The 26,188-nt window shown below is 44.3% G+C and carries 23 protein-coding genes; 14 read left to right on the forward strand and 9 right to left on the reverse strand.

Going from position 1 to position 26,188, the window contains the following annotated elements; all coding sequences use genetic code 11:
- Positions 1-173: 173 nt before the first annotated feature.
- Complete coding sequence (gene xrtY, locus D0C36_RS18565) at positions 174-764, reverse strand: exosortase Y (protein WP_117393153.1); 591 nt, start codon at positions 762-764, stop codon at positions 174-176.
- A gap of 192 nt (positions 765-956) precedes the next feature.
- On the opposite strand from xrtY, the gene D0C36_RS18570 reads away from it, so the two are divergent.
- Complete coding sequence (locus D0C36_RS18570) at positions 957-1,547, forward strand: hypothetical protein (protein ID WP_147322040.1); 591 nt, start codon at positions 957-959, stop codon at positions 1,545-1,547.
- 25 nt (positions 1,548-1,572) lie between these two features.
- Here the strand turns inward: D0C36_RS18570 and D0C36_RS18575 are convergent, their stop codons facing one another.
- A complete protein-coding gene (locus D0C36_RS18575; protein WP_117393155.1) occupies positions 1,573-2,748 on the reverse strand; it encodes an MFS transporter in 1,176 nt (391 codons plus the stop codon).
- A gap of 89 nt (positions 2,749-2,837) precedes the next feature.
- Between D0C36_RS18575 and D0C36_RS18580 the strand changes: the two genes are divergently transcribed.
- Positions 2,838-3,686 carry a helix-turn-helix domain-containing protein gene (locus D0C36_RS18580; protein ID WP_117393156.1) on the forward strand — a complete coding sequence of 283 codons (849 nt, stop codon included), beginning with the start codon at positions 2,838-2,840 and terminating at the stop codon, positions 3,684-3,686.
- A 2-nt stretch (positions 3,687-3,688) separates the two neighbouring features.
- Here the strand turns inward: D0C36_RS18580 and D0C36_RS18585 are convergent, their stop codons facing one another.
- Positions 3,689-4,060 carry a hypothetical protein gene (locus D0C36_RS18585; protein ID WP_147322041.1) on the reverse strand — a complete coding sequence of 124 codons (372 nt, stop codon included), beginning with the start codon at positions 4,058-4,060 and terminating at the stop codon, positions 3,689-3,691.
- A gap of 157 nt (positions 4,061-4,217) precedes the next feature.
- A complete protein-coding gene (locus D0C36_RS18590) occupies positions 4,218-4,940 on the reverse strand; it encodes a LytR/AlgR family response regulator transcription factor (protein WP_117393158.1) in 723 nt (240 codons plus the stop codon).
- A 189-nt stretch (positions 4,941-5,129) separates the two neighbouring features.
- Between D0C36_RS18590 and D0C36_RS18595 the strand changes: the two genes are divergently transcribed.
- From D0C36_RS18595 to D0C36_RS18610, 4 genes are all read left to right on the forward strand, one after another.
- A complete protein-coding gene (locus tag D0C36_RS18595) occupies positions 5,130-7,259 on the forward strand; it encodes an ATP-binding protein (RefSeq protein ID WP_117393159.1) in 2,130 nt (709 codons plus the stop codon).
- 364 nt (positions 7,260-7,623) lie between these two features.
- Positions 7,624-8,454, forward strand: coding sequence for a helix-turn-helix domain-containing protein (locus tag D0C36_RS18600; RefSeq protein ID WP_117393160.1), 831 nt, complete (start codon positions 7,624-7,626; stop codon positions 8,452-8,454).
- A gap of 106 nt (positions 8,455-8,560) precedes the next feature.
- Entirely contained in the window at positions 8,561-9,319 is a 759-nt protein-coding gene (locus D0C36_RS18605) for an SDR family NAD(P)-dependent oxidoreductase (protein WP_117393161.1), read from the forward strand.
- A 29-nt stretch (positions 9,320-9,348) separates the two neighbouring features.
- Positions 9,349-10,101, forward strand: coding sequence for an SDR family NAD(P)-dependent oxidoreductase (locus D0C36_RS18610; RefSeq protein ID WP_199502059.1), 753 nt, complete (start codon positions 9,349-9,351; stop codon positions 10,099-10,101).
- A gap of 64 nt (positions 10,102-10,165) precedes the next feature.
- Here D0C36_RS18610 and D0C36_RS18615 read toward each other — a convergent pair whose 3' ends face one another.
- A complete protein-coding gene (locus D0C36_RS18615; RefSeq protein ID WP_117393162.1) occupies positions 10,166-11,440 on the reverse strand; it encodes a PepSY-associated TM helix domain-containing protein in 1,275 nt (424 codons plus the stop codon).
- 30 nt (positions 11,441-11,470) lie between these two features.
- A complete protein-coding gene (locus tag D0C36_RS18620) occupies positions 11,471-13,966 on the reverse strand; it encodes a TonB-dependent receptor (RefSeq protein WP_117393163.1) in 2,496 nt (831 codons plus the stop codon).
- Between the two features lie 311 nt (positions 13,967-14,277).
- Between D0C36_RS18620 and D0C36_RS18625 the strand changes: the two genes are divergently transcribed.
- The 5 genes from D0C36_RS18625 (at position 14,278) to D0C36_RS18645 (ending at position 21,397) form a co-directional block, all read left to right on the forward strand.
- On the forward strand, positions 14,278-14,868 hold the full coding sequence (locus D0C36_RS18625; protein ID WP_117393164.1) for a TetR/AcrR family transcriptional regulator: 591 nt from the start codon (positions 14,278-14,280) through the stop codon (positions 14,866-14,868).
- Positions 14,869-14,939: 71 nt separating this feature from the next.
- Positions 14,940-16,109 (forward strand): efflux RND transporter periplasmic adaptor subunit, encoded by a 1,170-nt coding sequence (locus D0C36_RS18630; protein ID WP_117393165.1) that lies wholly within the window; start codon positions 14,940-14,942, stop codon positions 16,107-16,109.
- Positions 16,110-16,152: 43 nt separating this feature from the next.
- The gene (locus D0C36_RS18635; RefSeq protein WP_117393166.1) at positions 16,153-19,308 is read left to right on the forward strand and encodes an efflux RND transporter permease subunit; all 3,156 of its coding nucleotides are present in this window, start codon (positions 16,153-16,155) and stop codon (positions 19,306-19,308) included.
- Between the two features lie 30 nt (positions 19,309-19,338).
- Positions 19,339-20,757 carry an efflux transporter outer membrane subunit gene (locus D0C36_RS18640; RefSeq protein ID WP_117393167.1) on the forward strand — a complete coding sequence of 473 codons (1,419 nt, stop codon included), beginning with the start codon at positions 19,339-19,341 and terminating at the stop codon, positions 20,755-20,757.
- Between the two features lie 193 nt (positions 20,758-20,950).
- Positions 20,951-21,397 carry a BLUF domain-containing protein gene (locus D0C36_RS18645; protein WP_117393168.1) on the forward strand — a complete coding sequence of 149 codons (447 nt, stop codon included), beginning with the start codon at positions 20,951-20,953 and terminating at the stop codon, positions 21,395-21,397.
- Positions 21,398-21,410: 13 nt separating this feature from the next.
- Here the strand turns inward: D0C36_RS18645 and msrA are convergent, their stop codons facing one another.
- Positions 21,411-21,902 (reverse strand): peptide-methionine (S)-S-oxide reductase MsrA, encoded by a 492-nt coding sequence (msrA, locus tag D0C36_RS18650; RefSeq protein ID WP_117393169.1) that lies wholly within the window; start codon positions 21,900-21,902, stop codon positions 21,411-21,413.
- An 89-nt stretch (positions 21,903-21,991) separates the two neighbouring features.
- Positions 21,992-22,714 (reverse strand): polysaccharide deacetylase family protein, encoded by a 723-nt coding sequence (locus D0C36_RS18655; RefSeq protein WP_158557145.1) that lies wholly within the window; start codon positions 22,712-22,714, stop codon positions 21,992-21,994.
- A gap of 82 nt (positions 22,715-22,796) precedes the next feature.
- Between D0C36_RS18655 and D0C36_RS18660 the strand changes: the two genes are divergently transcribed.
- From D0C36_RS18660 to D0C36_RS18670, 3 genes are all read left to right on the forward strand, one after another.
- The gene (locus D0C36_RS18660) at positions 22,797-23,378 is read left to right on the forward strand and encodes a Crp/Fnr family transcriptional regulator (protein ID WP_117393171.1); all 582 of its coding nucleotides are present in this window, start codon (positions 22,797-22,799) and stop codon (positions 23,376-23,378) included.
- 88 nt (positions 23,379-23,466) lie between these two features.
- The gene (locus tag D0C36_RS18665) at positions 23,467-24,438 is read left to right on the forward strand and encodes an MBL fold metallo-hydrolase (RefSeq protein ID WP_117393172.1); all 972 of its coding nucleotides are present in this window, start codon (positions 23,467-23,469) and stop codon (positions 24,436-24,438) included.
- Between the two features lie 57 nt (positions 24,439-24,495).
- Complete coding sequence (locus D0C36_RS18670; protein WP_117393173.1) at positions 24,496-24,993, forward strand: hypothetical protein; 498 nt, start codon at positions 24,496-24,498, stop codon at positions 24,991-24,993.
- Positions 24,994-25,040: 47 nt separating this feature from the next.
- On the opposite strand, the gene D0C36_RS18675 is transcribed toward D0C36_RS18670, so the two are convergent.
- A complete protein-coding gene (locus tag D0C36_RS18675) occupies positions 25,041-26,039 on the reverse strand; it encodes a YdbT family protein (RefSeq protein WP_117393174.1) in 999 nt (332 codons plus the stop codon).
- Positions 26,040-26,188 lie beyond the last annotated feature (149 nt).

Consider the following 26,188-nt stretch of genomic DNA (forward strand, 5'->3'; position numbering starts at 1 on the left):
TGCAATCCCTGTAATTAAGAAACGTATTTTATTTATTGGTGTAAGCAATCGTTTTTGTTGATACATGATCTATCAACAGTTTTAGGTACAGATTTGTTCAAACCAGATAATAACGGCTTTAGGATTAAAGCATGAAACGGTATGCGGTGAGTGGTGGTTTGCTTTTGTTGAAACTAACGTACAGCTTTTATGAGCGCGTTTTTTTTGATCCACGAATACAAGATGAAAAATATCACCACGTAAACTGCTATGCTAAAGGCTTCATGATGATAATCAAAATACGCTTGTTGAGCAGGGTAAGCCTTTAACAAAACACCCAAAGCTGATATTCTTATCACGTTTAAAACATATACCGATAGTATAGTGATGGCAAGTATTTTACATTTTGATTTCCAATGCGCAGGGAACGCGATAGCAAACGCAACTAAGAAACTCATAATATATAAGCCAAGGCAATCAAAATTAATGCTGAGGATGGGGCCATCTATAACCATAATTTCAGTGGCGTTATAGTAGGTTATAAATCCAAAAGCTTTTATTATCCAGGTACTGGGGATAATAAGCAGGTTTCTTAAACCTTGTACATAATTTAAGTGCGCAGCAATAAAATCATTGTAAAACCTGCCGCCCGGTGTAGTTGCACTAAACATGAACCTGTTTGCTTCGTGCAGTAAAAAGTAGATGAGAAATAATTTTGCAATAAAAATTAATGCGACTCTATTTCCTCTTTTTTTTTGTTCAGCGTTAGCTACCTGGTTGCTCATGTAAATATTTGTAATTTTTAGAAATACGGCTTAACACAACCGGATATCAACTTGTTACTGGCGAAAATACGAGTTTCCGGGCGTTTAATTATAGCCAAAGTGGCAATTGCTCATGCATGTTTAAAAAGCTCTTTAAAACATGTTTGGCATTAATTGTTTATCAAAAGCAAGCATTCATCAATTGGTATCAAAATGCTCCATTTTATCTTATCAGTTCTCTTTACCTGTTTAGTTACTACTTCGGCCTTGGCACAAGCCCCTACACAGCCTGTTGATGTTCCGTCTGAACTTAAGAGATTTATCCCGAGAGGATACGAGGCGCTTAACGTCACCAAAGGTAATTTGAATAAAGATGCTTATGCCGATGCCATTATGGTGCTGTTTAAAACAGGAGAGGAAAAGACATCAGATGTGATAGATCACCCTGAGAAACGCCCGTTGCTTATTCTTACCGGTAACGCTGACGGCAGTTATAAACTTGATGCGCGTAGTGATAACGCTGTTTATTGTGTGGATTGCGGCGGGCAAATGGGCGATCCGTTCACGGGGATCACTATAAAAAACGGCTATTTTTCAGTAGAGCACTATGGTGGCAGCGGCTGGCGCTGGACACGCATCATCACCTTTAAATACTCACCCGCAGATAAAGGCTGGTATCTGTTTAAAGATGGCGGCGAGAGCTATCACGTTTCCGACCCTGAGAAATCAAAAACTACTGTAAAAACAGTAAAAAGCTTCGGTAAGGTACCTTTCAGTAAATTTGATATCTACAAAGAAAAATAAACATGACCGAAGTTTTTGTAAAAGCTTAATGCCCTGCAGCTACATGTGCAAATTTGGCGTTGCCATAACGCTTTAAATAACCCAGCACAATAAGGAAACCGATAACAGCCATACCCGAACCAACTAACGATGGGTAATTGTATGTTAAGCCGTAAGCAATAGGTAGGCCACCCAAATATGCACCGGCCGAGTTAGCCACATTAAAAGCGGCCTGCATAAACGCGGCACCCATCATCTCGGCATTTGGCGATGCATCTATCACCATCATGTTTACCGGAGCGTTACATGCCATTAGTACAAAGGGGCACAAGAATGTAAGCACCAATGAAAAGCCCTTTATGGGCGATAGTAAAAAGATACATAATAGCACCAATGCCGATGATATGATGACATAAGCCGTAGTTTTGCCTGCGCCGATCTTATCGGTAATAATACCACCGGCCAGGTTGCCCAATACCATGCCCAAACCTATCAATACCATAATGTAAGGTATCTCGGTAGGTTTAAAGCCTGCCACTTTGGTCATTAAAGGATTGATATAGCTTAACCAGCAGAACAAGCCGCCAAAACCAATAGCGGTAATCAGCAACGGATACCACGGTTTGGGTTTACGCAGAAACTGTAACTCCTGGCGATAGTCGGCATCCGGTTTACCCGGAAGGTCTGGCAACCAAAAATAAAGGGCTAACAGGGTAAGCAGGCCAACAAAAGCCACTATCCCAAAATACCAGCGCCAATGAAAGTTATGGCCAATGTAGGTAACAGCAGGCACCATTAGCAAGTTAGCAATGGTTAGCCCGGTAAACATCAAAGCAATGTATTTAGCTTCTTTGCCTTTACCTGCCAGTTTAGTAGCTACTACCGTACCCACACCGAAAAATGCGCCATGCGGCAGGCCCGATAAAAACCTTGCAGCCAGCATAAGGCCATAGGAGTTTGCCGCTGCTGATAAGGCATTAAATATGGTAAACATCACCATTAGGCCTATCAACACTTTTTTTGGCTTTAGTTTTACGCTGCTGCCGATGAGGATAGGCGCACCCACCACAACGCCCAATGCGTAAGCAGAAATGAAATGGCCGGCCTGGGGTATATCAATATGTAAGCTTCCGGCAACATCGGGCAGCAGGCCCATGATGGTGAACTCTGTGGTGCCTATGCCAAGGCCGCCTATAGCTAAAGGTAAAATGCGTTTGTCCATTACTGTGTTCAAATATCGCCCAAATGTAAAAACAACAGGCTTTTGGCTGTTGGTATAAATCTTTCATTTTTTTGTATGCATCTTTCAGTATGAAAACGCTGAATCAGTTTGCCCCGCTTGCCATTCACGACCATGAAATAGACGAGTATGACTACCAACCGCATTATCATACTTACTATGAACTGGTGTATATCCACAAAGGCAAGGGGCACCATATATTCAATGAAAGCCGTATCCCATACGAGGCCGGCGATCTGTTCTTGCTTGCCCCCGGCGATCTGCATTATTTTGAGATAGCCAGGCGTACACATTTTACGTTCATTAAATTCACTGAGAGTTATTTCGAAAGCAGAAAGCATTTCTCGCGCGATGAATTTAACATTGGTGCGCCGGAGATGATCATGCGGTTAAAATATCTCAAAGAAGGCAAACTGCACATCGGCGATCCTTGTAAAGATATCCTGCGTTCTACAGTGATCAATATAGTTGCTTACAGCAGGCAGCATAGCCTGGAGAATAGCCCGATAGTATACTACCAGATGCTTACCATATTTGGTATAATGAAAGAGTACTTGCAGAGCCATTGCCTGCTTGCGGGCGTGATCAGAAACTTTGACCACCAACAACTCATATCTTATATCCACGAGAATGTATATGACCGCGATAAGACGGCTATAAAAAACGTTGCTGCTTACTTTAATATATCAGAAACCTATTTCAGCAACTTTTTTAAACGCCATTTCAATATCAGCTACCGCAATTACCTGGATAATTACCGCACCGAACTGATAGAGAAGCGCCTGCTTACCAGTGGCCTGCAAATGAAACATATAGCCGCCGAGTTTGGCTTTTCTGATGTAAGCCATTTCTCTAAAACATTTAAACGCATTAAAGGCATCAGCCCGGGCAATTTTGGTAAGAAGATATCGGCGGCGTAACGCTAAATAAACAGTAACTCTGCCGCCTGCCTGAACTTTGCACTTGTTGTTTCTTTTTTAATGTATTTTAAAAGTACATGTACAGAGAATATGGCCTCAAAATCTCTGAATAATAATTCTGAGAAGCTTTGACTTTGATTGTGTAGTTCAACAGAGCGCTCGTTTAACAGTTTCTGAATAGTTGAGGCAAGGCTTATCCACAGGTCGGCAACCAAAGGTTGCTCTGTCCATGTTTTGCGTATTTCTGCACTTTTGTCCTGCACGGTTTCAGTGTATTCATATAAAAAGCTAAGGAAATCAGGAATATCGGTTATGAGCAAATTGTGCAGTAGCGCTGCCCTTTGCGCATAGTTTAATGATTTGAGCGGTTGCATGTTGTTAGCCGAAAGTTGATGACAGGTGCGGCGCACTCGTCATCAAGCACCTTTTTGATGCAAAAAAAGTGTTCTGGTAATCAACTTTAAACCGCTAACGGCAGAAGGTGTGCTTTGAGCGACGAAACCCGCTTAAGGGCAGACGAAACAGCTTTATTTAAAACCACTGCTTTGTAAAGGTTTTAAAACGTTCGCGATACTGATCGCTTACCGGTATTAAAGCTTTGCCTATCCTTATAGTTTGGTGCTGTATGGCAGTTATCTTATCAAGCGATACCATAAAAGACCTGTGTACGCGTAAAAATGCTTTCTCCGGTAGTTTCTCTTCCATACTTTTCATGGTAGCTAATGCGGTTATCACCCTATCATCGGGTTGTAAGTGCACCTGTACGTAATCTTTACGGCTCTCCATGTAAAGTATGTCTTTGATATATACCCGCACCAGTTCCTGCTCTACTCGCAGAAATATAAAATCATGATCCTGGTAGTTTGCTGTGGCTGTTTGTTTGCTAAAATAAGCTTTTGCTTTGTAAGCCATTTTAAGAAACCTGTCAAAAGTAACGGGTTTCAGGATATAGTCCATCGCATCTAAGTCGAAGCCCTCAAGGGCATAGCGTTCAAACCCGGTTATAAATACAATGCGCGGTGCATTGTCGCCCAGTTGATCATGTAACAGGCGGGCCAGGTTAATGCCGCTTAGGCAGGGCATGCCAATATCAAGTAATAATAATTGTACATCCTGTTGCTCCAATTTGTTGAGTCCTTCCAGCGGGTCATCATAGGTAGCAACAAGATTTAAGAAAGGTATTTGAGCAATAAAATCGCGCAAATAAGCTGCAACAGCAACATCGTCATCAATTATGATACAATTGAGCTTCATGGGTAAGTTTAACTAATAGGGGTCAGTAATAGTAAAATGTACAAATTATCGGCAGCTAAATCAATCTCTTAGTAACAGGGTAAATATTTTTTCCTTAATAGGAGAGTTGATTTAACTTGAAAATAAATTTGCATCGAAATTTAGTAAATAATAGTATTATTACCCAATTGATACCTATTAATTATTGCTATGCAGCGCGGTGCATTTTTATTGAGCTTTTGGTTATTGAGCTTGTTTGTGTTGAACATTGCTTTAACAGGATGCAATAGATCAGAAACTAAATCGATAAACAACCAAAAAAGTAAAGTGCAGCGCCTGCTAACCGATGGCAACCGCCTGATGAAAGAACGCCGTTATAATGATGCGTTTGATCGCTATTATAATGGGTTTTTGTTGGCCCGTCAACTTAATGATGGGTGCGCGTTGCTGCAATTCAATAATCAACTTGGGCTTGTTAAATACAGGCAAGGCAAATTTACAGAGGCAGTACCCTATATAAAAGAAGCTTTAATAAAGCGTAGTTTCTGCGCAGATAGTGACGCTTATGAACCACATGGCATGCTAAACACTATAGCGCTTGCCTACGAGCAATCTAATATGGCAGACAGCGCCGTGGCTTACTATAATAAAGCATTGGTGGCGATAGATAAATTGCATCAGAACGCTAAGAGGGCAGGAGCAGCCCGCGGGATGATCTATGGTAATTTAGGCGGACTGTATGAAAGGGAAAATAAATACTCGCTATCTGAACATTTTTTAAAAGCAAGCATAGCTATTAACAACCGCCCGGGCTATGATGTAAATGATGCTATTACAGCTGAACTTAAACTGGCAAAGCTTTACCTGAGAACTAAACGTAATAAGGAAGCCGATAGCGTATTTATACAAGCAAAAGAACATCTGGAGAGGCAGCAGGCGTTACATGATGTTAATGCAATGTCTGTTAAGGACTGGTATTATCTGCGTTGGCAGTATTTTGATAAAAATGATATGCCGCTTGCCGCGTATTCGGCGCTTAAAAGATTCAACCAATTAAAAGATTCTATTGAATTTACCACAAAAGGGTTAGCCTATGCAGACATGGAAAAATCGTTCCAGGTGAGTAAACAGCACCAGCAACTGGTGTTATTTGCCAAGGATAACGAGATAAAAAAAATCTCAATAGCGCTGATAGCCACTTTGGTTGTGCTTGTAATTATTATTGCTGTATTGATAGCTTTAAGTTTACAGCGATCCAAAAAACACAATACCCGTTTGCAGGAAACGCTGGATGCACTTGAACGCAGCCAACACTTTCTGCAAGGGCTGCTTAACAACCTTCCAATTATTTTATACCAGATAGATCCTGATGGGAAAATTACGAACTCTATTGGCGCCGGTTTAGATGACGTTCCTGATTGGAGTAACGACCAGTTGATAGGTGTTAACGCTTTTGAGCTTGCGCCAGATCTAACAAACGCCTTTCGGCAGGCTATGGGGGGCAAAGCTGCAAGGGCGGTTAATGCATTTGCTGTAAACGATGATAAATTCTATTTTGATACTACCGTTTTACCAGACCAGACAACTGCAGGTGGTATAATTGGTTTCGCGGTTGATACCACCGCTGTAAACCGGCAGGCTATACGGCTTACCGAACTGAATAAGTTTAAGGATAAGATACTATCTGTTTTATCGCACGACCTGAGGGCACCGTTTTCTTCGATAATAATGGCTTCTGAGGTACTTAAATTAAAAAGTAAACACATTTCGGGTGAGGAGTTGGGTATGATAATGCTTGGGCTGCGCGAAACAGCTTCAAAAAGCATCGGCCTGTTAGAGGGGCTCTTATTATGGGCGCAAAGCGAGCGGCGCAACTTTGTTTATCATCCGCAACTGGTTAATCTGCATAATAATATTGCTGAAGCCAATGGGGTTTACCTATACGCCCAACAGCGTAAAAATATCAGTTTGCAAAATAACATACCTACCGGTCTTACACTGATGGCACATCACCAAATGTTGCTGTTTGTTAACCGTAACCTCATTAGTAACGCAACAAAATACTCTCCTGATGGTGGTATTATAAGCGTTTCTGCAAGGGCTGATAACAAAGAAGTAATACTAACTATTACTGACCAGGGAGCCGGAATGACTGCTGAGCAAATAAACCAGCTATTTAAGATAAAAGACAAACCTGTACCCGATAACCACCACGGGGCGGGGATAGCACTTAGTATATGCCATGATATGATACTGCAAATGAACGGACGGATATGGGCAGAGAGTATTCCGGGCTATGGTTCAATGTTTTGCTATGCCTTACCTGTTATAAACCAATAAAAAGGGTTTCTATCCGGCCCTATTGCCCTTCTGTCGACGATGATGGCTTTTGTATCGTTACAACTTCCGGTTGTTGGTTCATCTTTTTTTCTTTGCACAAACATTGCGTTTAGCCGCTCAGGTCGCCGGCCAATAAATATGGAGGCACAGGCCGGTGGCCTGAGGCAGGCATTTAAAGGGTATCCAAAAAGTCACCACTATAACTTGGAGTTTAGCCTGCTATGTGCAGTTCGTAAGGGGATGAATTGCTATTAACTGGTTAAGCCCAGCTGTTTTCTGCTAAGGGAAATGGCAACAACAAAGCCGGAAATCGCGAGGAGTTTCGGCTTTTTACTACCTTCGCGCAGTACAAAACGCTTAGCAAGTGCTCACAGAATTTCCCTTACATCAACTGCCGCCGGTGCAGTTTCTGGCTTCTGATAAAAGCCCAGCTTTTGGTGAGCACGCCACAGAGCATCGTATTAATTTTTATGCGATAGTTTGGTTTCAGGAAGATGGTGGCACACATTACCTCGATTTTGAAGCTTACCCCATCCGTAAGGATACCGTTTTTCTGATCGGTAAAAACCAGGTACATTCTATCCCTTCTGCTGTACTGCCCCGTTCTAAGACCATTGTATTCTCGCGCGAGTTTTTTGAACAGATAGAAGAGCCTTTTCTGCGACAGTTGTTTTCTCCGTTTCATAATCAAGGTATTGCTCTCCCCGCAGATAAAATGGAGTTGATGAATAGCTTATTTAGCCTTATTATGCAGGAAAGTAACCACCTCTCAGATACTTCTTTGTTACTAAAATATACTACTGCTTTTCTTACCCATCTGTTTAGGTTTAGCAAAGCTGATGCGTCATCAGCAGAAATTGATGATACACGGATGCTAAAGTTGTTTCAATTGATTGAGGAGAATTATAAGGAGAACCGCTCTGCTTTGTTTTATGCGAGCCAGATAGGCCTTACGCCCAAAAGGGTAAACGAGATCTTGAGACAGCGCGCCGGTACTACCATGAACAAGCTGATAGAGCAACTCCTGCTGATTGAGGCTAAGCGCGGGCTGATGCATCACCGCTCATCGGTAAAAGAGATTGCTTATGACCTGGGCTATTCAGATCCCTCTTATTTTGCCCGTTTCTTTAAAAAACACACAGGCCTTACGCCCGAGCAATTCAAAGCATCGGAGCCTGCAGGTTTTGTTGGCTGAAAGTCAGGAAACGTGTAGGTTCAAATTGTGCTTGTAAGCGTTCGTATTGTGCGGTATTTCTGTTTGGTGGCTATGCAATTTTGTGTAACCAAAAAAAGAAATACCAATGAAAAGATTAGAGAATAAAGTAGCAGTTATTACTGGTGGTGCCGGTTCAATAGGTGCTGCTACCGCCCGTAAATTTTTAGATAATGGTGCCAAAGTTGTACTGGTAGATCTGCAGGAAGCAGCTTTGCAACAAACGGTAGAAACCTTAAACAGTCCCCATGTGAGCTACGTTGCCGCTGATGTTACCAAAAGCGACGATGTGCAGCGCTATGTAAATGAAACCGTAACCCGCCTGGGTAAAATAGATATCTTCTTTAACAATGCCGGTATTGAGGGTGTTGTTAAGCCCATTACCGAGTACCCCGAAGAGATGTTTGATAAAGTGATAGCTGTTAACGTTAAAGGCGTATGGCTGGGTTGTAAATATGCTTTACCGCAAATGAATGATGGCGGCAGTTTGATCATTACTTCATCTGTAGCGGGGGTAATTGGCAGCCCCGGTACCAGCGCTTACAATACAAGTAAACATGCGGTGATTGGCACCATGCGTTCTGTTGCGTTAGAGGCAGCGCCGCGCAAGATCCGTGTAAATACGGTAAACCCAAGCGCGGTTGATAACCGCATGATGCGTTCGCTGGAAGAGGGGATAGGCAACGGCGATGGCGCGGGTGCTAAAAAGGCGTTAGAAAATACTATCCCTTTTGGCCGTTACGCCCAGCCGGATGAAATTGCCGATATGGTAGTATTCCTGGCATCAGACGAAAGCAAGTTTGTATCAGGTACTGTTAATTTAGTGGATGGTGCTTCACAAGCATAAGTTTTTAATCAATTATAATTTATAGAGATATGTCAATTTTAAAAGATAAAGTAGCCCTGGTAACCGGGGCAGGTTCTGGTATAGGTAAAGAAGTAGCTTTAAAATATGCAGCTGCGGGTGCTAAAGTTATTGTAAGCGATATTGTTGAAAAAGGTGGTAACGAAACCGTTGCCGAAATACTTGCCACAGGTGGCGAAGCTTTCTTTGTGAAAGCCGATACCGGCAAACCCGAAGAGAATGAATTGCTGGTACAAAAAACTATCGAAAAATATGGCGCACTGCATATTGCCTGCAACAATGCCGGCATTGGCGGCCCAAGCGCGCCAGCCGGCGAGTACCCGCTGGATGCATGGGATAAAGTGATCAGCATTAACCTGTCGGGTGTGTTTTATGGTATGCGTTACCAGTTGCCGGCCATCCTTAAGTCGGGCGGTGGTAATATCGTTAACATGGCTTCGATATTAGGCAAAGTGGGTTTTGCGGGTTCATCAGCATACGTGGCTGCTAAACATGGTGTTATCGGTTTAACCGAGGCATCGGCTGTGGAGTACGCAGCGAAAGGCGTTCGCATTAATGCGGTTGGTCCGGGTTTTATTAAAACGCCGTTGGTTGAAAGCTCTATGAGCCAGGAAGCAAGAGAAGCCCTGATCGCCCTGCACCCCATAGGCCGCCTTGGCGAATCGGCAGAAGTTGCCGAGTTGGTGCTATGGCTAAGTTCAGATAAAGCATCATTTGTAACCGGTGCTTACTACAATGTTGACGGCGGTTACCTTGCACGATAATTTTCATAATAAAAAAGCCCCCGATAGAAATATCGGGGGCTTTTTTTATGTTTAAGGAGTAATGTTATGCCGGTATGCCTTTGTCTATCACTATCGTACCGCTTTTTTCAATTTTACTTCGCGATGCAATGCGTGATGGTTTCTTTTTTGTTTTCTTAAACTTACGCCCATACCAAACCAGGAAACCTGTTATGGGTAAGCTTGCGCCTATCAATGTTACACAAAAGGCCAGCACCTTACCCGGGAAACCCAGGATAGCGCCGATGTGGATCTCGTAGTTCATCTTCCTTAGTTTTTGACCAAAGCCGGCTTTATCATAAGGGATAGAGTAGGCATCATCACGACCGAGGGCGTTAAGGGTATACTGATCGAACGTATAGCTGCGGCTGTTATAGAACTGACCGGCAGTAGGGTAAACCGAAATGTAAATGGTTGATGCTGCTGTCGACCTGTCCGGGTAGCTATAATAAAAACCTTGCGACTTAGGATTCTCTGCCAGTACTTTATTCCAAACAATATCCATTGCTGCTTTTGGCGCCTCAGCTTTGGCAGCAAAGGTGCTGTCTGATGTTAAGCGGCGGGCTTCCTTTGTGGTTTCGCCGGCTGTTGTTACCCAGTAAAGGCCATCGCTAAACCAGCGTAATCCGAAAACCATCCCCGTTAGGGCAATAGTAAGCAGAAACAGCATGGCGTAGAAACCAAGCACGTTGTGCAGATCAAGATTTACGCGTTTAAACGATGCTCCCCATTTTATTTTAAAGCTTTTATCAACGGTTGATTTGTTCCACTTTTTAGGGTACCACCAAATAAGGCCTGTGATAAGTATAATGGTGAACGTAAGCGTAGCATAATCCACTATCGGCCTGCCTATATCATAAGGCAACCAAAGCGCGCGGTGCCCGTTCAGTATAAACCTGAAAAAATCGGTCTCGCCTTTTTTGTTCACTTTACTGCTGATGATTTTGCCATTATATGGGTCAACCCTTAGTAACACACCTGCGCCGCCTTTGCGTACCATTTTACCCGGCTTGCGCAAGTTGAGGAAAACTGCTTTGCCCTGCTGGTAGCTGGCGTATGACGGAACCATATCCGGGTATGCTTTCTGCCCAACCTCGGCCAGTTGGCCCGGTGTTAGTACCGGTTTGTTCTGGTAGGGGATGTTCATCTTCGGCTCAAGCAGGCCGGTGATCTCCTCATTAAAAACCCATATACAGCCGGTTAAGCAAACGATCAGCACGATGATGCCCGAACCAAGGCCCAGCCATAAATGGAGCCAGTTGTTGATGCGCTTAAACAGCGTATCTTTTTGCTTCTTTTTAGCGTTCTTTTCCGTTGTCATTGTTACTGATCGTTTTAGGGGGTAATATTCTTATTTAAACCTGTAGGTTACGGTTAACCTGCCGTTTACCGGCATCTCATAGATGTAGGTGTAGTATGATACCGAAGTAGCGGTTACTTTGGCCGGATCTATTTTGGTTAATGAACCTTGCGTAAACATGCGTTTGTTGAATATATTGTTAACAACAGCCGCCACAGTGATCTTGCCTTTTTCGTATGATACACCGCCATCAAAACGGTAGTAATCAGGTAATTTTAACGGCGCAGATGTTGTGCCTGCATTTCTGTTAATCAGCATCTGGTAACCGCCCGATAAGCCAAAACCTTTTAGTATTGAACCCGGTTTACTGAAACGGTAAGATAACCAGCCATTGGTGATGTGCTTGGCAGAGTTAGGTACCGCGTTGCCCACAAGAAGCGGATTTTTATCCTCTGTTACCTTGGCATCCGTATAAGCATAATTAAGCACCAGGTTTAAACCTTTGGTAATCTCACCCGTAATATCTAACTCAACGCCTTTTGATTGCACCTTGCCTAACTGCACCTGGTCAGGAACGGATGAGTTAGGATTCAGTGTTGTAAGTACGTTGTTTTTAGTGATCTTATAAACAGCAACTGTAGTATTCCATCTGCCGCCAAACCAGTCTTTCTTTAAACCGGCTTCGATATTGTTACCTCTGATAGGCTTAAAGGCAACACCATCAAGGCCTGCGCCACCTACCGGTAAAAAGCTTTGATCATACAAACCATAAACGCTAAAATTATCGGTGATAGAATAGCTTACGCCTGCTCTTGGGCTAAAAATATTATCATCAATTTGCTGTGCAAATGTTTTACCTACGCTGATAGAGTGGGTAAACCTGCCTGCAAGAGTTACACGCAGTTTTTCGTCAAACATGCGTACCTCATCTTGTGCGTAAACCCCGGTGTAGGTAAGGTTGGTGGCGTAAGTGTTTGCACCAGAGCGGTTTTGTATGCTGCGCGAACGATCAAACACAGGTATGTTGGCAAAAGGTATACCGTAAATAGGCTTGTAAACATTAAATGGAACATTGCCGGCTAACTGCAGATCGGGCTGCGATGCGCTTGAGAAATCGCCCCAGGTTTTAAGGTTACCCATATCAATACCGGTTAATATACGGTGGATAACAGAACCTGTTGCTACATCGCCTGATAAGCTGATCTGCGCATTTTTATTGATCGCCAGTTCTTCGCTAATGTTCAGGTTTCTTTTCATATCGCCGTTAGGGGCCATAGTTGTTAACCATGGTGTACCGCCTTTTAAACCATATTTGATATAAGCTGCCTGTGCATTAAGTTTCCAGGTGTTGTTTATTTTATGGTTCAGGTAAAAAGTAAAGTTATGGTCGTATAATTTAGCCGGGTCAAGTGCCGGGTCGCCCAGGAAGAAACTTGGGGGAACATCGCCAAAACCTTTTGGAGAAAAACTATAGTTACCAAGCGCAAGCGCCTCTACGTGCTGAGTAGTGTACTCGGCAGTAACCAACGTGTTGCTATCTATCTGGTAGCTTACTACCGGTGCAATAATGTATTTATCGGTATAGTTGAATCTGTTAAAGCTGCCTTTGGTTTGTGCTGCCAGGTTAAGTCGGAACAGTAGTCTGCCATCGCCGGTTATTTTACCATCAATGTCAACAGCTGCACGGGCAAGGTTGTAACCACCACCACTTAAGCTAACCGAGCTGCGGTTTTGGCCGGTAGGTTTTTTGGTTACAATGTTGTAGATACCACCCGGTTCGCCGTTGGCCATCATAAAGCCTGATGGGCCTTTAACAAACTCGATACGGTCAATGGTAGAAGCATCATCAGCCAGCGGGCCCCATGGCATCTTCTGGTTCATACCGTTACGGAATGCAGGGATATTGGTACCACGCATAAATATGTTGGCGTATTGTGCATCCCAGTGGCCAACGCGTTGTGCACCACTCACGTTGCGGGTAACACCATCAACAATATCAAACACTTGTTGATCTGCCATCAATTGGCTGCTCACTATCTGTATGTTCTGAGGAACCTCTATCAAAGGTGATTGTAACCTTAATGAGCTTGACGTTTTATCGGTTTTAAACCTGTTTTTGCGGGCGCTTACTACCTGCACTTCGTTTAATTGAGATTGATTTTCTCTAAGCGAGAAATCGGCGATAACAGTTGCATTTTTGTTAACGTGTACCGGTTTTTCTTCAGGGTATAAACCTACGCCTGTAACAACGATAACATAATCGCCGGCAGGTACGCGTTTGATATGGTATTCGCCGTCTTCGTTAGATACGGCACCGTATTTAGTGTCTTTAAGAACTACAGAAACGTAAGAAGCAATGTTCCCGTCGGCAGTTGTTATGCGGCCGCGGATAGAACCATGTTCTTTTTCGTCATCATTAGAAATTGTGTGTAGAGTTTTTGCATAGGCTTTTAAAGATGTTCCTGATACTACTTTTAGAGGAGATGCGTTAATTGCTAACGCTTGGGTGCAAACGACACCCAAAAGCAAAATTTTTTTAAATTGCATTACTTTTAATCTACGTTAAAGGTGAGCCGGAATTTCCGGTGGCCACGCGGGTCCGAAACCGCGTGGTTTTTTTGCAAAAGTAAGTTTATTTAGATTAATTCCAAACAGTGGCGGGCTTTTCTTGCCTATACGTGCCTGTTTTTATCAGAAAATCTTATTAGTCAATACGGTTAAGATTATGTTAAAAGTAATTTTTTTAGCTTTTTGGTAACATATTGATAGTAAATTGCGTCAATTCTTGTCATAAACGTGCCATTTTGAAATTGAAATTTCAGTTTGATTTTAAAGTTTAACATTTTTGTCAAACAAAAATGACAACCCGAGATACAGGTACCGAACAATTGATAAAGGATACGGCCAAGCACGTATTTTTTAAAGAAGGGCGTTTGCATGCTACCACACAGGACATTGCAGATGCAGCAGGCGTTAACCGCACATTGGTAAATTATTATTTCCGCTCTAAGGATGCTCTTATCAAACAGGTGTACGAAGAGGGAATGGATGACCTGGATAACCGCCTCACCCAGGTTATGTACAGCAACCTGCCTTTTAGAGAAAAGATGGAGAACTTCATTGATCTGTTTATGGCCGAGTCAATGGAATATCCTTACCAGGAAGCTTTTCTTATCACGGAAATGAATATGAATAGCAATCTGCACCATAAAGCGGATATGACCGAAAAGGTGGAATATCTGTCGCAACAGATTCAGAAGGAAATGGACGAGGGCCGGTTAGAGAAAATGAACCCTATACATTTCGCCATGAATATGTTCTCGATGATGATCTACCCGTTGATAATGAAGCCGATGTACAAGCAGTTCTATAATCTCAGCGATGAAGAATTTACAAAACTGATGCTTGAGAGGAAGGAGATAACCTGCAAAATGCTCTTCGGCAATTAGTAACAAATACACAAAAAAGCAATCCAACAAGTTCACTCACAACTATGCACTTATATCCATCCAACATCACCATGAAAGCCAAAGCTTCTATACTTGCCGGCTTAAGTTCGGCAGTGCTGTTATTAGCAGCATGCGGCGGTAGCCAACAGCAGGGCCAGGCCGCTGCCGGCGCCGCACAACCACCGCAAAGTTTCCCCGTATTTAAAGTAGAAAAGAAAAACGCTACCATAAATGCCGATTACCCCGCCACTATCGAGGGCCAGCAAAATATCGAGATCCGCCCAAAAATTGACGGCTACATCGAGAAGATCTTTATTGACGAAGGTAGCCTGGTTAAAAAAGGCCAGTTATTATTCACCATCAACGCGCCGCAATATGCGCAGGAAGTTAACACAGCCGCAGCAGCCATCAGCAGCGCCGAGGCCGATGTTAACGCCGCCCAGTTGCAGGTGAATAAAACCCGCCCGCTGGTAGAGAAAGATATCATCAGCAAATTTGAGCTGGAATCGGCAGAGTTAACTTTGCAATCGCGCAAGGCTGCTTTAAAGCAAGCCAAAGCTACTCTGGCCAATGCCAAAACCAATTTGGGTTATACAACGGTAACCAGCCCCGTGAATGGCGTAGTTGGTGCTATCCCTTACAAACTGGGTAGCCTGATCACCAGCACAACTGCACAGCCTTTAACCACCGTATCAAACATTGGCAAGGTGTACGTTTATTTCTCTATGAACGAGAAAGACCTGCTTGAGTTCTCGAGACATTACGAAGGCTCAAACCTTGACAGCAAGCTTAAAAACCTGCCGCCGGTTGATCTGATACTTGCTGATGGTACCTCATATCCTGAAAAAGGGCATATAGAAACTGTTAACGGTCTCATCAACACTGCAACAGGTTCGGCACAGCTAAGGGCAACATTTGCGAACCCTAAGGGCCTTATCCGCAGCGGTGGTAGCGCAACCGTGCGTTTGCCACAATCTGTTAAAGAGGGTATCTTGGTTCCGCAAAAATCAACTTACGAGCTGCAGGGCAAACGCTTCGTGTACGTGGTTGATGGCGCAGGTAAAGCAAAAGCTACCGAGATAAAAACCATGGACGCACCATCGGGTCAGTTCTTTGTGGTTACTGATGGCCTTAAAGGCGGCGAAACCGTTGTATTTGATGGCCTGGCCAACATGCAGGATGGTATGGTAATTAAACCTGATACCAAGGCCGGCGAAGGCGCATACAGCGATCTGAAATAGTTTTTTACGAGGCTGTGCAGCAGCACAGCACAAAACAATATTTATGTTACGTAAATTTATTGAACGGCCGGTACTATCTACCGTAATATCGGTCATCATAGTTATACTGGGTATCATAGGCTTAACATCATTGCCTATATCCGAGTATCCCGAAATTGCGCCGCCAACCGTACAGGTTTCGGCAGCATACAACGGTGCCAACGCCGATGTGGTAATGAACAGCGTTATTGTTCCGCTTGAGGAGCAGATAAACGGTGTGGAGAACATGACCTACATGACCTCTAAAGCCGGTAACGATGGTTCTGCTACTATCACAGTTTACTTTAAACTGGGCACCGACCCCGATCTGGCGGCGGTAAACGTGCAGAACCGTGTATCAAAAGCTACGCCTTTATTACCTGCCGAGGTTACCAAAGCAGGTGTTACCACCAGCAAGCAACAAAGCAGTATGGTGATGGTGTTTGCGCTAAAAAGCGCCAACAAATCATACGACCAAACTTTTCTGCAAAACTATGCCAACATCAACGTGGTGCCGCTGGTAAAACGTATCAACGGTGTGGGCGATGCAACTGCTTTCGGTACGCAGGATTACTCGATGCGAATCTGGCTGAAGCCAGATGTAATGGCTACCTACGGTTTGATGCCGACAGACATTAACAATGCACTGGCCGAGCAAAATATCGAAGCTGCGCCGGGTAAACTGGGCGAGAACAGCAATCAATCTTTCGAGTACGTTTTGAAATACAAAGGCCGTTTAAAAAAGCCTGTAGAGTTTGAGAACATTGTTATCCGCTCGGCTAAGGGCGGCCAGTTGTTGCGTTTAAAAGATGTGGCAAGGGTTGAGTTAGGCGCATTAACCTACAATACCGAAACCGTAACTAATGGTGAGGCTTCAATAGCGCTGGCGGTTTACCAGTCTGCCGGTTCAAACGCGCACGAGATGATCAAGGAAGTACAGCAAACGTTGGATAACGCTGCTAAAAGCTTCCCTAAAGGCGTAACCGTTTACACCATCTTCAGTGCTAACGAGTTTTTGGATGTATCTATCGAGAAGGTTATCCATACGTTGATAGAAGCGTTCATCCTGGTGTTTATTGTGGTGTTCGTGTTCCTGCAGGATTTTCGTTCTACATTGATACCGGCCATTGCGGTTCCGGTGGCAATTGTGGGTACGTTCTTCTTCCTAAAGATGTTCGGCTTTACCATCAACTTATTAACCTTGTTTGCGTTGGTACTGGCCATCGGTATTGTGGTGGATGATGCCATTGTGGTGGTAGAGGCGGTGCATGCTAAGCTGGATAACGGTGCCAAATCGGCCCGTAAGGCAACTATCACAGCCATGAACGAGATAAGCGGTGCGGTAGTATCGATTACCCTGGTAATGGCCGCGGTGTTTATCCCGGTATCGTTCATTACCGGTTCATCGGGTGTATTTTATAAACAGTTTGGTTTAACACTGGCTATTTCAATTATCATATCGGCGGTTAACGCATTAACGCTTAGCCCAGCGCTGTGTGCCTTATTACTAAAACCACATCCCGAAGGTGAACATCATAAAACAGGTTTATTGAACCGTTTTTACGGTGCTTTCAACACTGCGTTTGATGCCGTTACCGAAAAATATAAACGTTCGGTAGGCTTCTTGTCGGTTAAGAAATGGATAGCTGTGTTGGGTATAGCAGCATTTGCCGGTTTGTTCTGGTTCCTGCTTAAAACTACACCAAGCGGTTTCGTGCCCGATGAGGATCAAAGCTTTATTATGGCCGATATCAGCCTGCCGCCGGCATCATCGCTTGAGCGCACGCTGGCAGTTGCCGATAAAGTTACCGGCGTGCTACGTGGATTACCCGAGGTTGAATCGGTTACCCGCGTAGGCGGTGTGGGCTTGTTGAGCGGTGCAGGTGGTTCATACAGCATCCTGTTCATCAAACTGAAACCATGGGGCGAGCGTGAGGGTTCTGATCATACCGTTAAGGCAGTAACCGGCAAAATGTTCGGGATGACGGCCGGTATAAAAGAGGCCCGCATTATCTTCTTCGCGCCACCATCACTGCAAGGTTTTGGTAACAGCAGCGGTTTCGAGGTGGAACTGCAGGATCGTACAGGCGGTACTATTGATAACTTTGTGGCGGTTAATGGCAAGTTCCTTGCGGCACTTAACCAGCGCCCCGAGATACAGTACGGTACAACTTTCTTCAACACCAACTTCCCGCAATATAAAGTGGATGTAAACGTGGCAAAATGTAAAGATGCCAATATTGGTGTGGATGTAGTGCTGGGTACCCTGCAAGGTTACTTTGGTGGTTTGTATGCCTCAAACTTTAACGAGTTTGGTAAACAATACCGTGTAATGATCCAGGCTGATGCAAAGTATCGCGCCAATCCAGAGAGCCTTAATCAGATCTATGTACGTAACAACGATGGCGTTATGGCGCCGATAACAGAGTTTGTAACCTTACAAAAGGTTTACGGGCCAGAGTCTATCAGTCGTTTTAACTTGTTTACATCTATCAGCATAACCGGTGCACCAAAACCTGGTTTTAGTACAGGTGATGCCATTAAAGCGGTACAGGAAGTTGCTGCCCAAACACTGCCTACAGGTTACGGTTACGAGTTCTCGGGTTTAAGCCGCGAGGAGATCTCGAGCGGTAGCCAAACGCTGTTCATCTTTGCGCTGTGTTTAACCTTTGTTTACTTTTTGTTGAGTGCACAGTACGAGAGCTACATTCTGCCTTTCGCGGTATTGCTTTCGTTGCCGGTAGGTTTGGCGGGTGCGTTCATCTTCGCTAAGATATTTGGTGTGCAAAACAACATTTACCTGCAAATAACGCTCATTATGCTCATCGGTTTGTTGGCAAAGAACGCCATCTTGATTGTTGAGTTTGCGGTGATGCGCCGTAAGAGTGGCCTGGGTATTATCGAATCGGCGGTGGAAGGTGCGGTTGCACGTTTGCGCCCAATTCTGATGACCTCGTTCGCATTCATCCTGGGTCTGGTTCCGCTGATGCTGGCATCAGGTGCAGGTGCAGAGGGTAACCGCTCTATTGGCACTGGTGCTGTGGGCGGTATGCTTATCGGTACGGTGTTCGGGGTGTTTGTTATTCCAACACTGTTCGTAATCTTCCAAACGCTTCAGGAGCGAATCAGCTCTAAAAAGGCTGTTGAAGAGGATGATGATGAAGAAGTTGAAATAGCATAGTTTATTGTATTAAAGATAATTATCATAACAATGATGACAAGATATAAATGGCCTGTACTTGCGGCACTTTCGGTAACGGTGATGGTATCATCGTGCGTTACCAAAAAGTACGAGCGGCCAAACCTTAGCGCGCAAACAGATAAGCTGTACCGCGATACAACCATCAGCGATACTACCTCAATTGCTACTTTGCCAATTGAGCAGCTTTTCTCTGATGTAGAGTTGCAGAATCTTATTAAAGAGGGCCTGCAAAATAACCTCGATCTTAAAACTGCTATGCAACGCATTAACGAGGCTTATGCAACCGTACAGCAAACCAAAGCAGCATTTTTCCCGAGCTTATCGGGCAATGCGCAGGTGACGCGTACCAAAACTTCGCTGGCAAGTTTAAACTTCCCGCCGGAGTTTGCCAGCTCGTTCGTGCTGACCACAACTACCAGTCAGTTAGGTTTAAGCACCAGTTGGGAAGCAGATATATGGGGTAAACTGAGCAGCTCAAAGCGTTCTGCATTGGCAAACTTTTTTGCAAGTGATGCCGGTAAACGCGCCGTGCAAACACAGCTGATTGCCAACATCGCCAACAACTATTATGCACTTTTGGCGCTTGATAAGCAACTGGCCATCACCGAGCAAACGCTGAAGAACCGCATTAACGATGTGGAAACCATGAAGGCCCTGAAAGAAAGCGCCATTGTTAACGGTGCTGCCGTAGTACAAAGCGAAGCCAACCGCTACGCTGCAGAGGTAACCATCCCTGATCTGAAACGCAGCATCCGCGAAACAGAAAATGCCCTGAGCATTTTGCTTGCCCGCACACCAGGCAGCATACACCGCGGTACACTTGATGAGCAAAAACCGTACACTGATATGCAGATAGGCGTTGCATCGCAATTACTAAAAAACAGACCGGATGTACAACAGGCTGAGTTTGCTTTCCGTGCATCGTTTGAGAATACCAACATGGCGCGTACCTATTTTTATCCTGCTTTAACCATTACTGCGCAGGGTGGGGTATCATCGCTGAAGATCAAAAACCTGTTTGATAACTCTATCTTCTACAATATTATTGGCGGCTTAACCCAGCCTATATTTGCAAAAGGGGAGAACAAAGCACGATTACGCACTGCCAAAGCACAACAGGAAGAGGCTTACTATGCTTTCCAGCAGAGCATCCTCACTGCAGGCTCAGAGGTTTCGAACGCTTTGTATGCTTACCAGACTGCCGTTGAGAAACAAACCTCGCGTACGCACCAGTTAGAGGCTTTACAGAAGGCGGTTGATTATACCAAAGAGTTGTTACGCTACAGCTCTGCCACTAATTACACCGATGTATTAACCTCAGAGCAAAGCTTGTTATCAGCTCAGTTAAGTGGCGTTAACGATAAACTGCAACAGTTACAGGCAGTAGTAAACCTTTACCGCTCGCTTGGTGGAGGCTGGAAACAGTAAATAGCCTATTCAATAAATAGAAAATCTCACGATGGTTGATAATACCGCCGTGGGATTTTTGTTTGTAAGGATTATCAGAATAGGCCGTATTAATAAAACTACTCCTTATAAGAATATCTGCCCTAAACAGGTTTCAAAAAGAAAATCTGATTATTAATTTGGCTTAAGTTTATCCTAAGAAACACTCATTACTATGCTTTATTACCTTATTTACATGAGCCGCGCCGCCAAACCTATGAGCGATACCGAGCTTGATGACTTACTTGCCGTTGCTGTAAAAAACAACAAAGAACTGGGCATAACCGGTATGCTTTTATATGTTGATGAACAAAGTGTTATCAGTCAGCATGGCCGCTTTATACAGGTTTTGGAAGGGCCCGAGGAAACGGTTAAAAAAATCTACAGCACCATCAATAAAGACGAGCGCCATTTCCATGTGATGGAACTGTTTGGCTACCCGTTAAAAGAAAGAAACTTCCCGGATTGGAGTATGGGCTTTAAACGCCTTAACGATACCTCATCTGTACCCGATGAAGTAAGCAAATGGTTTGACCCTGAAGGTTTCCCTGAACCAATGAACAAAGATAATGTGAACGTTCCGCTCACCTATCTCCGTTCATTTTACGATATGCATAAATAATATTAAACTGCCCTTACGCGAGCGTCCACTCCGGGCGCTCGTAATGGCAGGTATAGCCATAAGGGTGTTTCTGCAGATAATTCTGGTGCTCTTCTTCGGCATCCCAGAAATCACCGGCGGGTACCACTTCGGTAACAATTTTGCCCGGCCAAATGCCCGAAGCATCCATCTCCGCTATCAACTTTTCGGCAGTTTCTTTTTGGGCCTCATCCAGATAAAATATAGCCGAGCGGTATGATGTGCCGATATCATTTCCCTGGCGGTTTAGTGTTGTAGGGTTATGTATCTGGAAAAAATATTCCAACAGTTTACGGTATGATAGTATATCAGGATCAAAAGTAATAGCTATGCCCTCGGCATGTGTGCCGTGGTGGCGGTAGGTAGCGTTTGGTACATCGCCGCCGGTATAACCTACGCGGGTTGATGATACGCCATCCATATTTCTTATCAGCTCTTCAACACCCCAGAAACATCCGCCTGCCAATATTGCTTTTTCAGTTGCCATAAATTAAATTTTAGTGTTATTAAATACTGCTCTAAATCCGTACCAATTGTGTTTTGCTAAACATACAGGTCTTTATGGCAGTTAGCTGTTTAGCGCCTGCCGAAACCGCGCTGCAGATAACGGTTAAGCGTGGTGTTATCCCAGCGGCCATCATCAATAACACGGCGCACCGTGAGCAGCGGTTTGGCGGCATCGCGCGGCTGATCTAATTGAAAGGCAGCCAGGTAACCGTATTTATCAAGTTGCGGCAAAACGCGCTGGTCCCATATACCAAAAGGGTAGGCAAAATATTTAACAGGTTTACCGGTTAGCGTTTCCAGTTTACGTGCCGAAACATCAAGCTCGTTTACCCAGTCGCTGTCCTTTAGTTTTTTAATGTTGGGGTGGTTAAGGGTATGGCTGCCTATCACATGCCCTTCATCAGAGAGCTGACGGATCTGGCTGCGGTTCATATAAGCCCTGTTCTTATTGATGTTGTTGAACACAATGAAATACACGCCTTTAAAGCCATATTTGGCCATCTCGGGGCGGGCAATGTGGTATTGGTCGCCATCGGTATCATCAAAAGTGAGCATCACCGGTTTGGATGGGAGCGGGGTGCCTTTGGTAAGATGGGCATAAAGCTCATCGGGCAAAATGGTATGGTATCCGCTATCTGCCAGCATTTTTAAGCGCTTGCGGAAAGTAGCGGGCGGCATAATATATTCTTTATCGCGCGCTTTATCTTTTGGCTTCCAGTCGCGTATTTGGTGGTAACATAGTACAGGTATTTGCGGCGGAAACATCAAACCCACCCGCAGCAGTAACATCATCGCAATCATGCAACTAATATAAAAATTGGCCGCGTATTAAAGCTATTATATTGATGCAGCTTTTATACTTTTACGTCTGTATATGGAACTGAGTACGGTACATCCTTTAAGAAAACATATTGAAGCCGTTACCAAACTAACTGATGAGGAGTTTGAGTATATCTTATCGCATTTTACCGAGAAGAAGATCAAAAAACACGGCGACCTGATACGCGAGGGCGAATATATAAACCACGAGTACTACGTGCTGCAAGGCTGCCTGCGCACTTATTTTAACGACCCTGATGCCGGCAAAGAATATACCTACCAGTTTGCAGTAGAAGACTGGTGGCTAACCGACCGCGAGGCTTTCCTGAACGGCACGCCCGCCAAAATGACCATTGAATGTTTGGAACCTTGCGTATTACTTTCCATCAGCAAAGAGAACCGCGAAAAGCTGGGGCGGGAAATGTGGAAATATGAGCATTATCTCAACGTAAAATCAAACATTGGCTACGTAGCCCTGCAAAAGCGCATGCTGGGCATGATCACCAAAAATGCTAAAGAACGTTACGAGACTTTCCTGGAGCAATATCCGCACCTGGCCAACCGGATCCCTAAAACATATATTGCATCGTACCTGGGCGTGTCCAGAGAGACCATCAGCAGGCTTTACCGCCAATAATGCCACAAATGTCACAAAATCAAAGTGACTTATGTCCTTAGATAAGTTTTGGGTGCAGCCGAGCTTTGTTTCATCAAATTATTAAAAGATGAAACACAAATTATTATTAAAAGCAAGGGTGCTTGTGGCGCTCCTGTTTACCTTCCCGATAGGATTTACGGCTAAAGCACAAACCACAGATGCCAAATTGTTAGACCAACCCGGTTATTACAAAATGCAGGTTGGCGATGTAGAGGTGATAGCACTCTCTGATGGTACGATCCCTTTGGATATGGGCAAACTGCTCTTCAACGAAAAGCCGGAGACTATTGAGAAACTGTTTAAGGATAACTTCCAGACCACCATGGCCGAGTCATCAACCAATGTGTACCTCGTGCGTACAGGTAACAAACTTGTTTTGATCGATGCAGGAGCCGGGCAGCTTTTGGGCCCAACGCTTGGCAAACTGGTGAATAACCTTGCCAAAGTGGGGTACAAGCCTGAGCAGATAGACGCCATACTGATCACTCATTTCCACGTTGACCATGTGGGTGGCCTGATGCAGGATGGCAAACTAACTTTCCCCAACGCCACCATCTACGCTGGCCAGCGCGATATTGATTATTGGCTGAGCGAAGAGAACGCCAAAAAAGCCCCCGCCGATGCTAAATGGCTGTTTGACGGTGCGCAGAAATCGGTATCACCATCGCTTAAGGCGGGGAAAACAAAGGCGCTAAAAGCAGGGGAGACCTTATTCTCGGTAATAAAACCTCTGGCCACACCAGGCCATACGCCCGGCCACACATCCTACATTTTGGAAAGCAAAGGCCAAAAGATGATATTCCTGGGCGATATTGTGCATGCTGTGGCGGTGCAGTTTGCTAAACCTGCTGTTACCATCCACTTTGATGTAGATTCGCCGCAGGCTTATGCGCAGCGTGTAAAAGTGTTTAATGCGGCGGCATCGGGTAAATATTGGGTAGCAGGTGCGCATTTACCTTTCCCGGGTACAGGCCACATAAGGGCAGAGAAAGACCATTACATCTGGATCCCGGCCAATTATAGCACCATTGCCCAATAACTTGCGATAAACATTTAATGCAGGTGCCTTGTTTAATGGCAAACAATACCTTAAAACATGTCACTTTACAAACACCTGCTTTTACTATTATGCCTGCTGGCCGGCCAGCAAACCTTTGCCCAAACAGATGCCGATATTGCGGCCATCCGCCAAGAGTATCAAAAGATCAATGCTCAAAAGTTAACCAAACAACACTTTACTTATGAAAGCTCCGGCTGTGTGGAAGATGGACAATTAGACTTCTATCTGGATGGAAAGAACATTGTTAAAGTAACCGAATCCGGCGCTATTGGCGATGGCAGCTGGGTTAACCAGTATTATTACAGCGACGGTAAAGTTATCTTCTGCCTCGAGAGCCTTGAAGGCGGCCCGGCAGCCGGCCCCGTAACCAAAACCGAGTATCGTTATTATATTAAAGATGGCAAAGCGCTGCGAATGATGGAAGGCGCCAAAGTTGTTAAAAACGACAGCAAAGTTTCTGACATTTTGCGAAGCGCCAACAATATTTACAAAGCCTACGCTACCAAAAAGTTCGCCGAAGCACTTTGTAATTAACCGGCCTATTTAAATACAAAAGGCCCCGAATTATAGGGGCCTTTGTGTTATACTTTAGTTTCCATTACCTGGTAAAGTTCCTGGATAAAGCGCTCTATATCGGCGCTTTTTTTCATGGATATTACCATTAGGGTATCCTGCTTATTACCCTTCTCTGGCACATTGAAATACATATTTACATCGGTACCGGCATATACAAAGTTAACCGAACGCCTTACGGTTTGGATGCCCGCAAAATTGTTAATGCTGTACTGGCGGTTAAAGAATTTGAGCAGGCCATCGCGCTGTACGGTTTTGGCCGATATATCAAACGTGATCTTAGTATAAGCAGCATTGATAAACACAGCAGCAAAACATAATACAATACCCGATACAAAGATCTTGCTGCCCAGGCTATCAGATTTTATAGTAGCCAGGTAAATACCCATTGCCAAAAAAATGATGCCGATAACAATAGCACCGGCTTTTTTGGTTTTAATAGCGTATTTATAGCCATCTTCCTGCTCAAAAAAGCGGTACGAGGTGATGGTCTCGGTAATGTTGTCAGCAGGCGAATCGTGCATATCCAGATAGGCGTGGATGGCCGGCACAGCTTCTTCTACAAAAGCAATAGCGTTTGGGTCGTCGTTTTTGGTGTAGCCCGATGATACTATAATGCCCTTACCATATTTAGCGCTCTTGCGGAACAGGCGGTAATTGTAACTGCCCATGTTGGTAACCGGTTTTATGCCCTGCAACTTACTGAAGGGAATGGATGTGACAGGCAGAAAGCCCATCAGCATTTTGCGCATGCGTGCAGTGGAATTATCAAACTCGATGCGGGTGGCAGCGAATGCCCAAAACAGGGCTATCATGATGAATATAAAAAGCGCCAGCGGCACAACTTCTATTGCAGGCGCGTTCTGATACTTGAAATAAACAAAAAGTAATCCCATGAAGATGACGCCAACAATGGGCGCAAATAGGTTAAATACTCTGTAAGGATAGATGGTTACGCGCGTAGGTTCAATTTTCCAATGGGTTTTAGAAACGCCTTTTAAAGCCATAGTGTATAAAGTTAAGTTGTTATAGCAACAACATAACCCACTGCTGGTTTGGCACTATTTGCAAATAGCCCTAAAAGCGGAACGGTCAGCCTTAAGAAGGCTGACCGTTCAAAAAAATTAGTAAGTATCTGCAATTAATTTTAGTAAGT

Source organism: Mucilaginibacter conchicola, from assembly GCF_003432115.1.
GTDB classification, from domain to species: Bacteria; Bacteroidota; Bacteroidia; order Sphingobacteriales; family Sphingobacteriaceae; genus Mucilaginibacter; species Mucilaginibacter conchicola.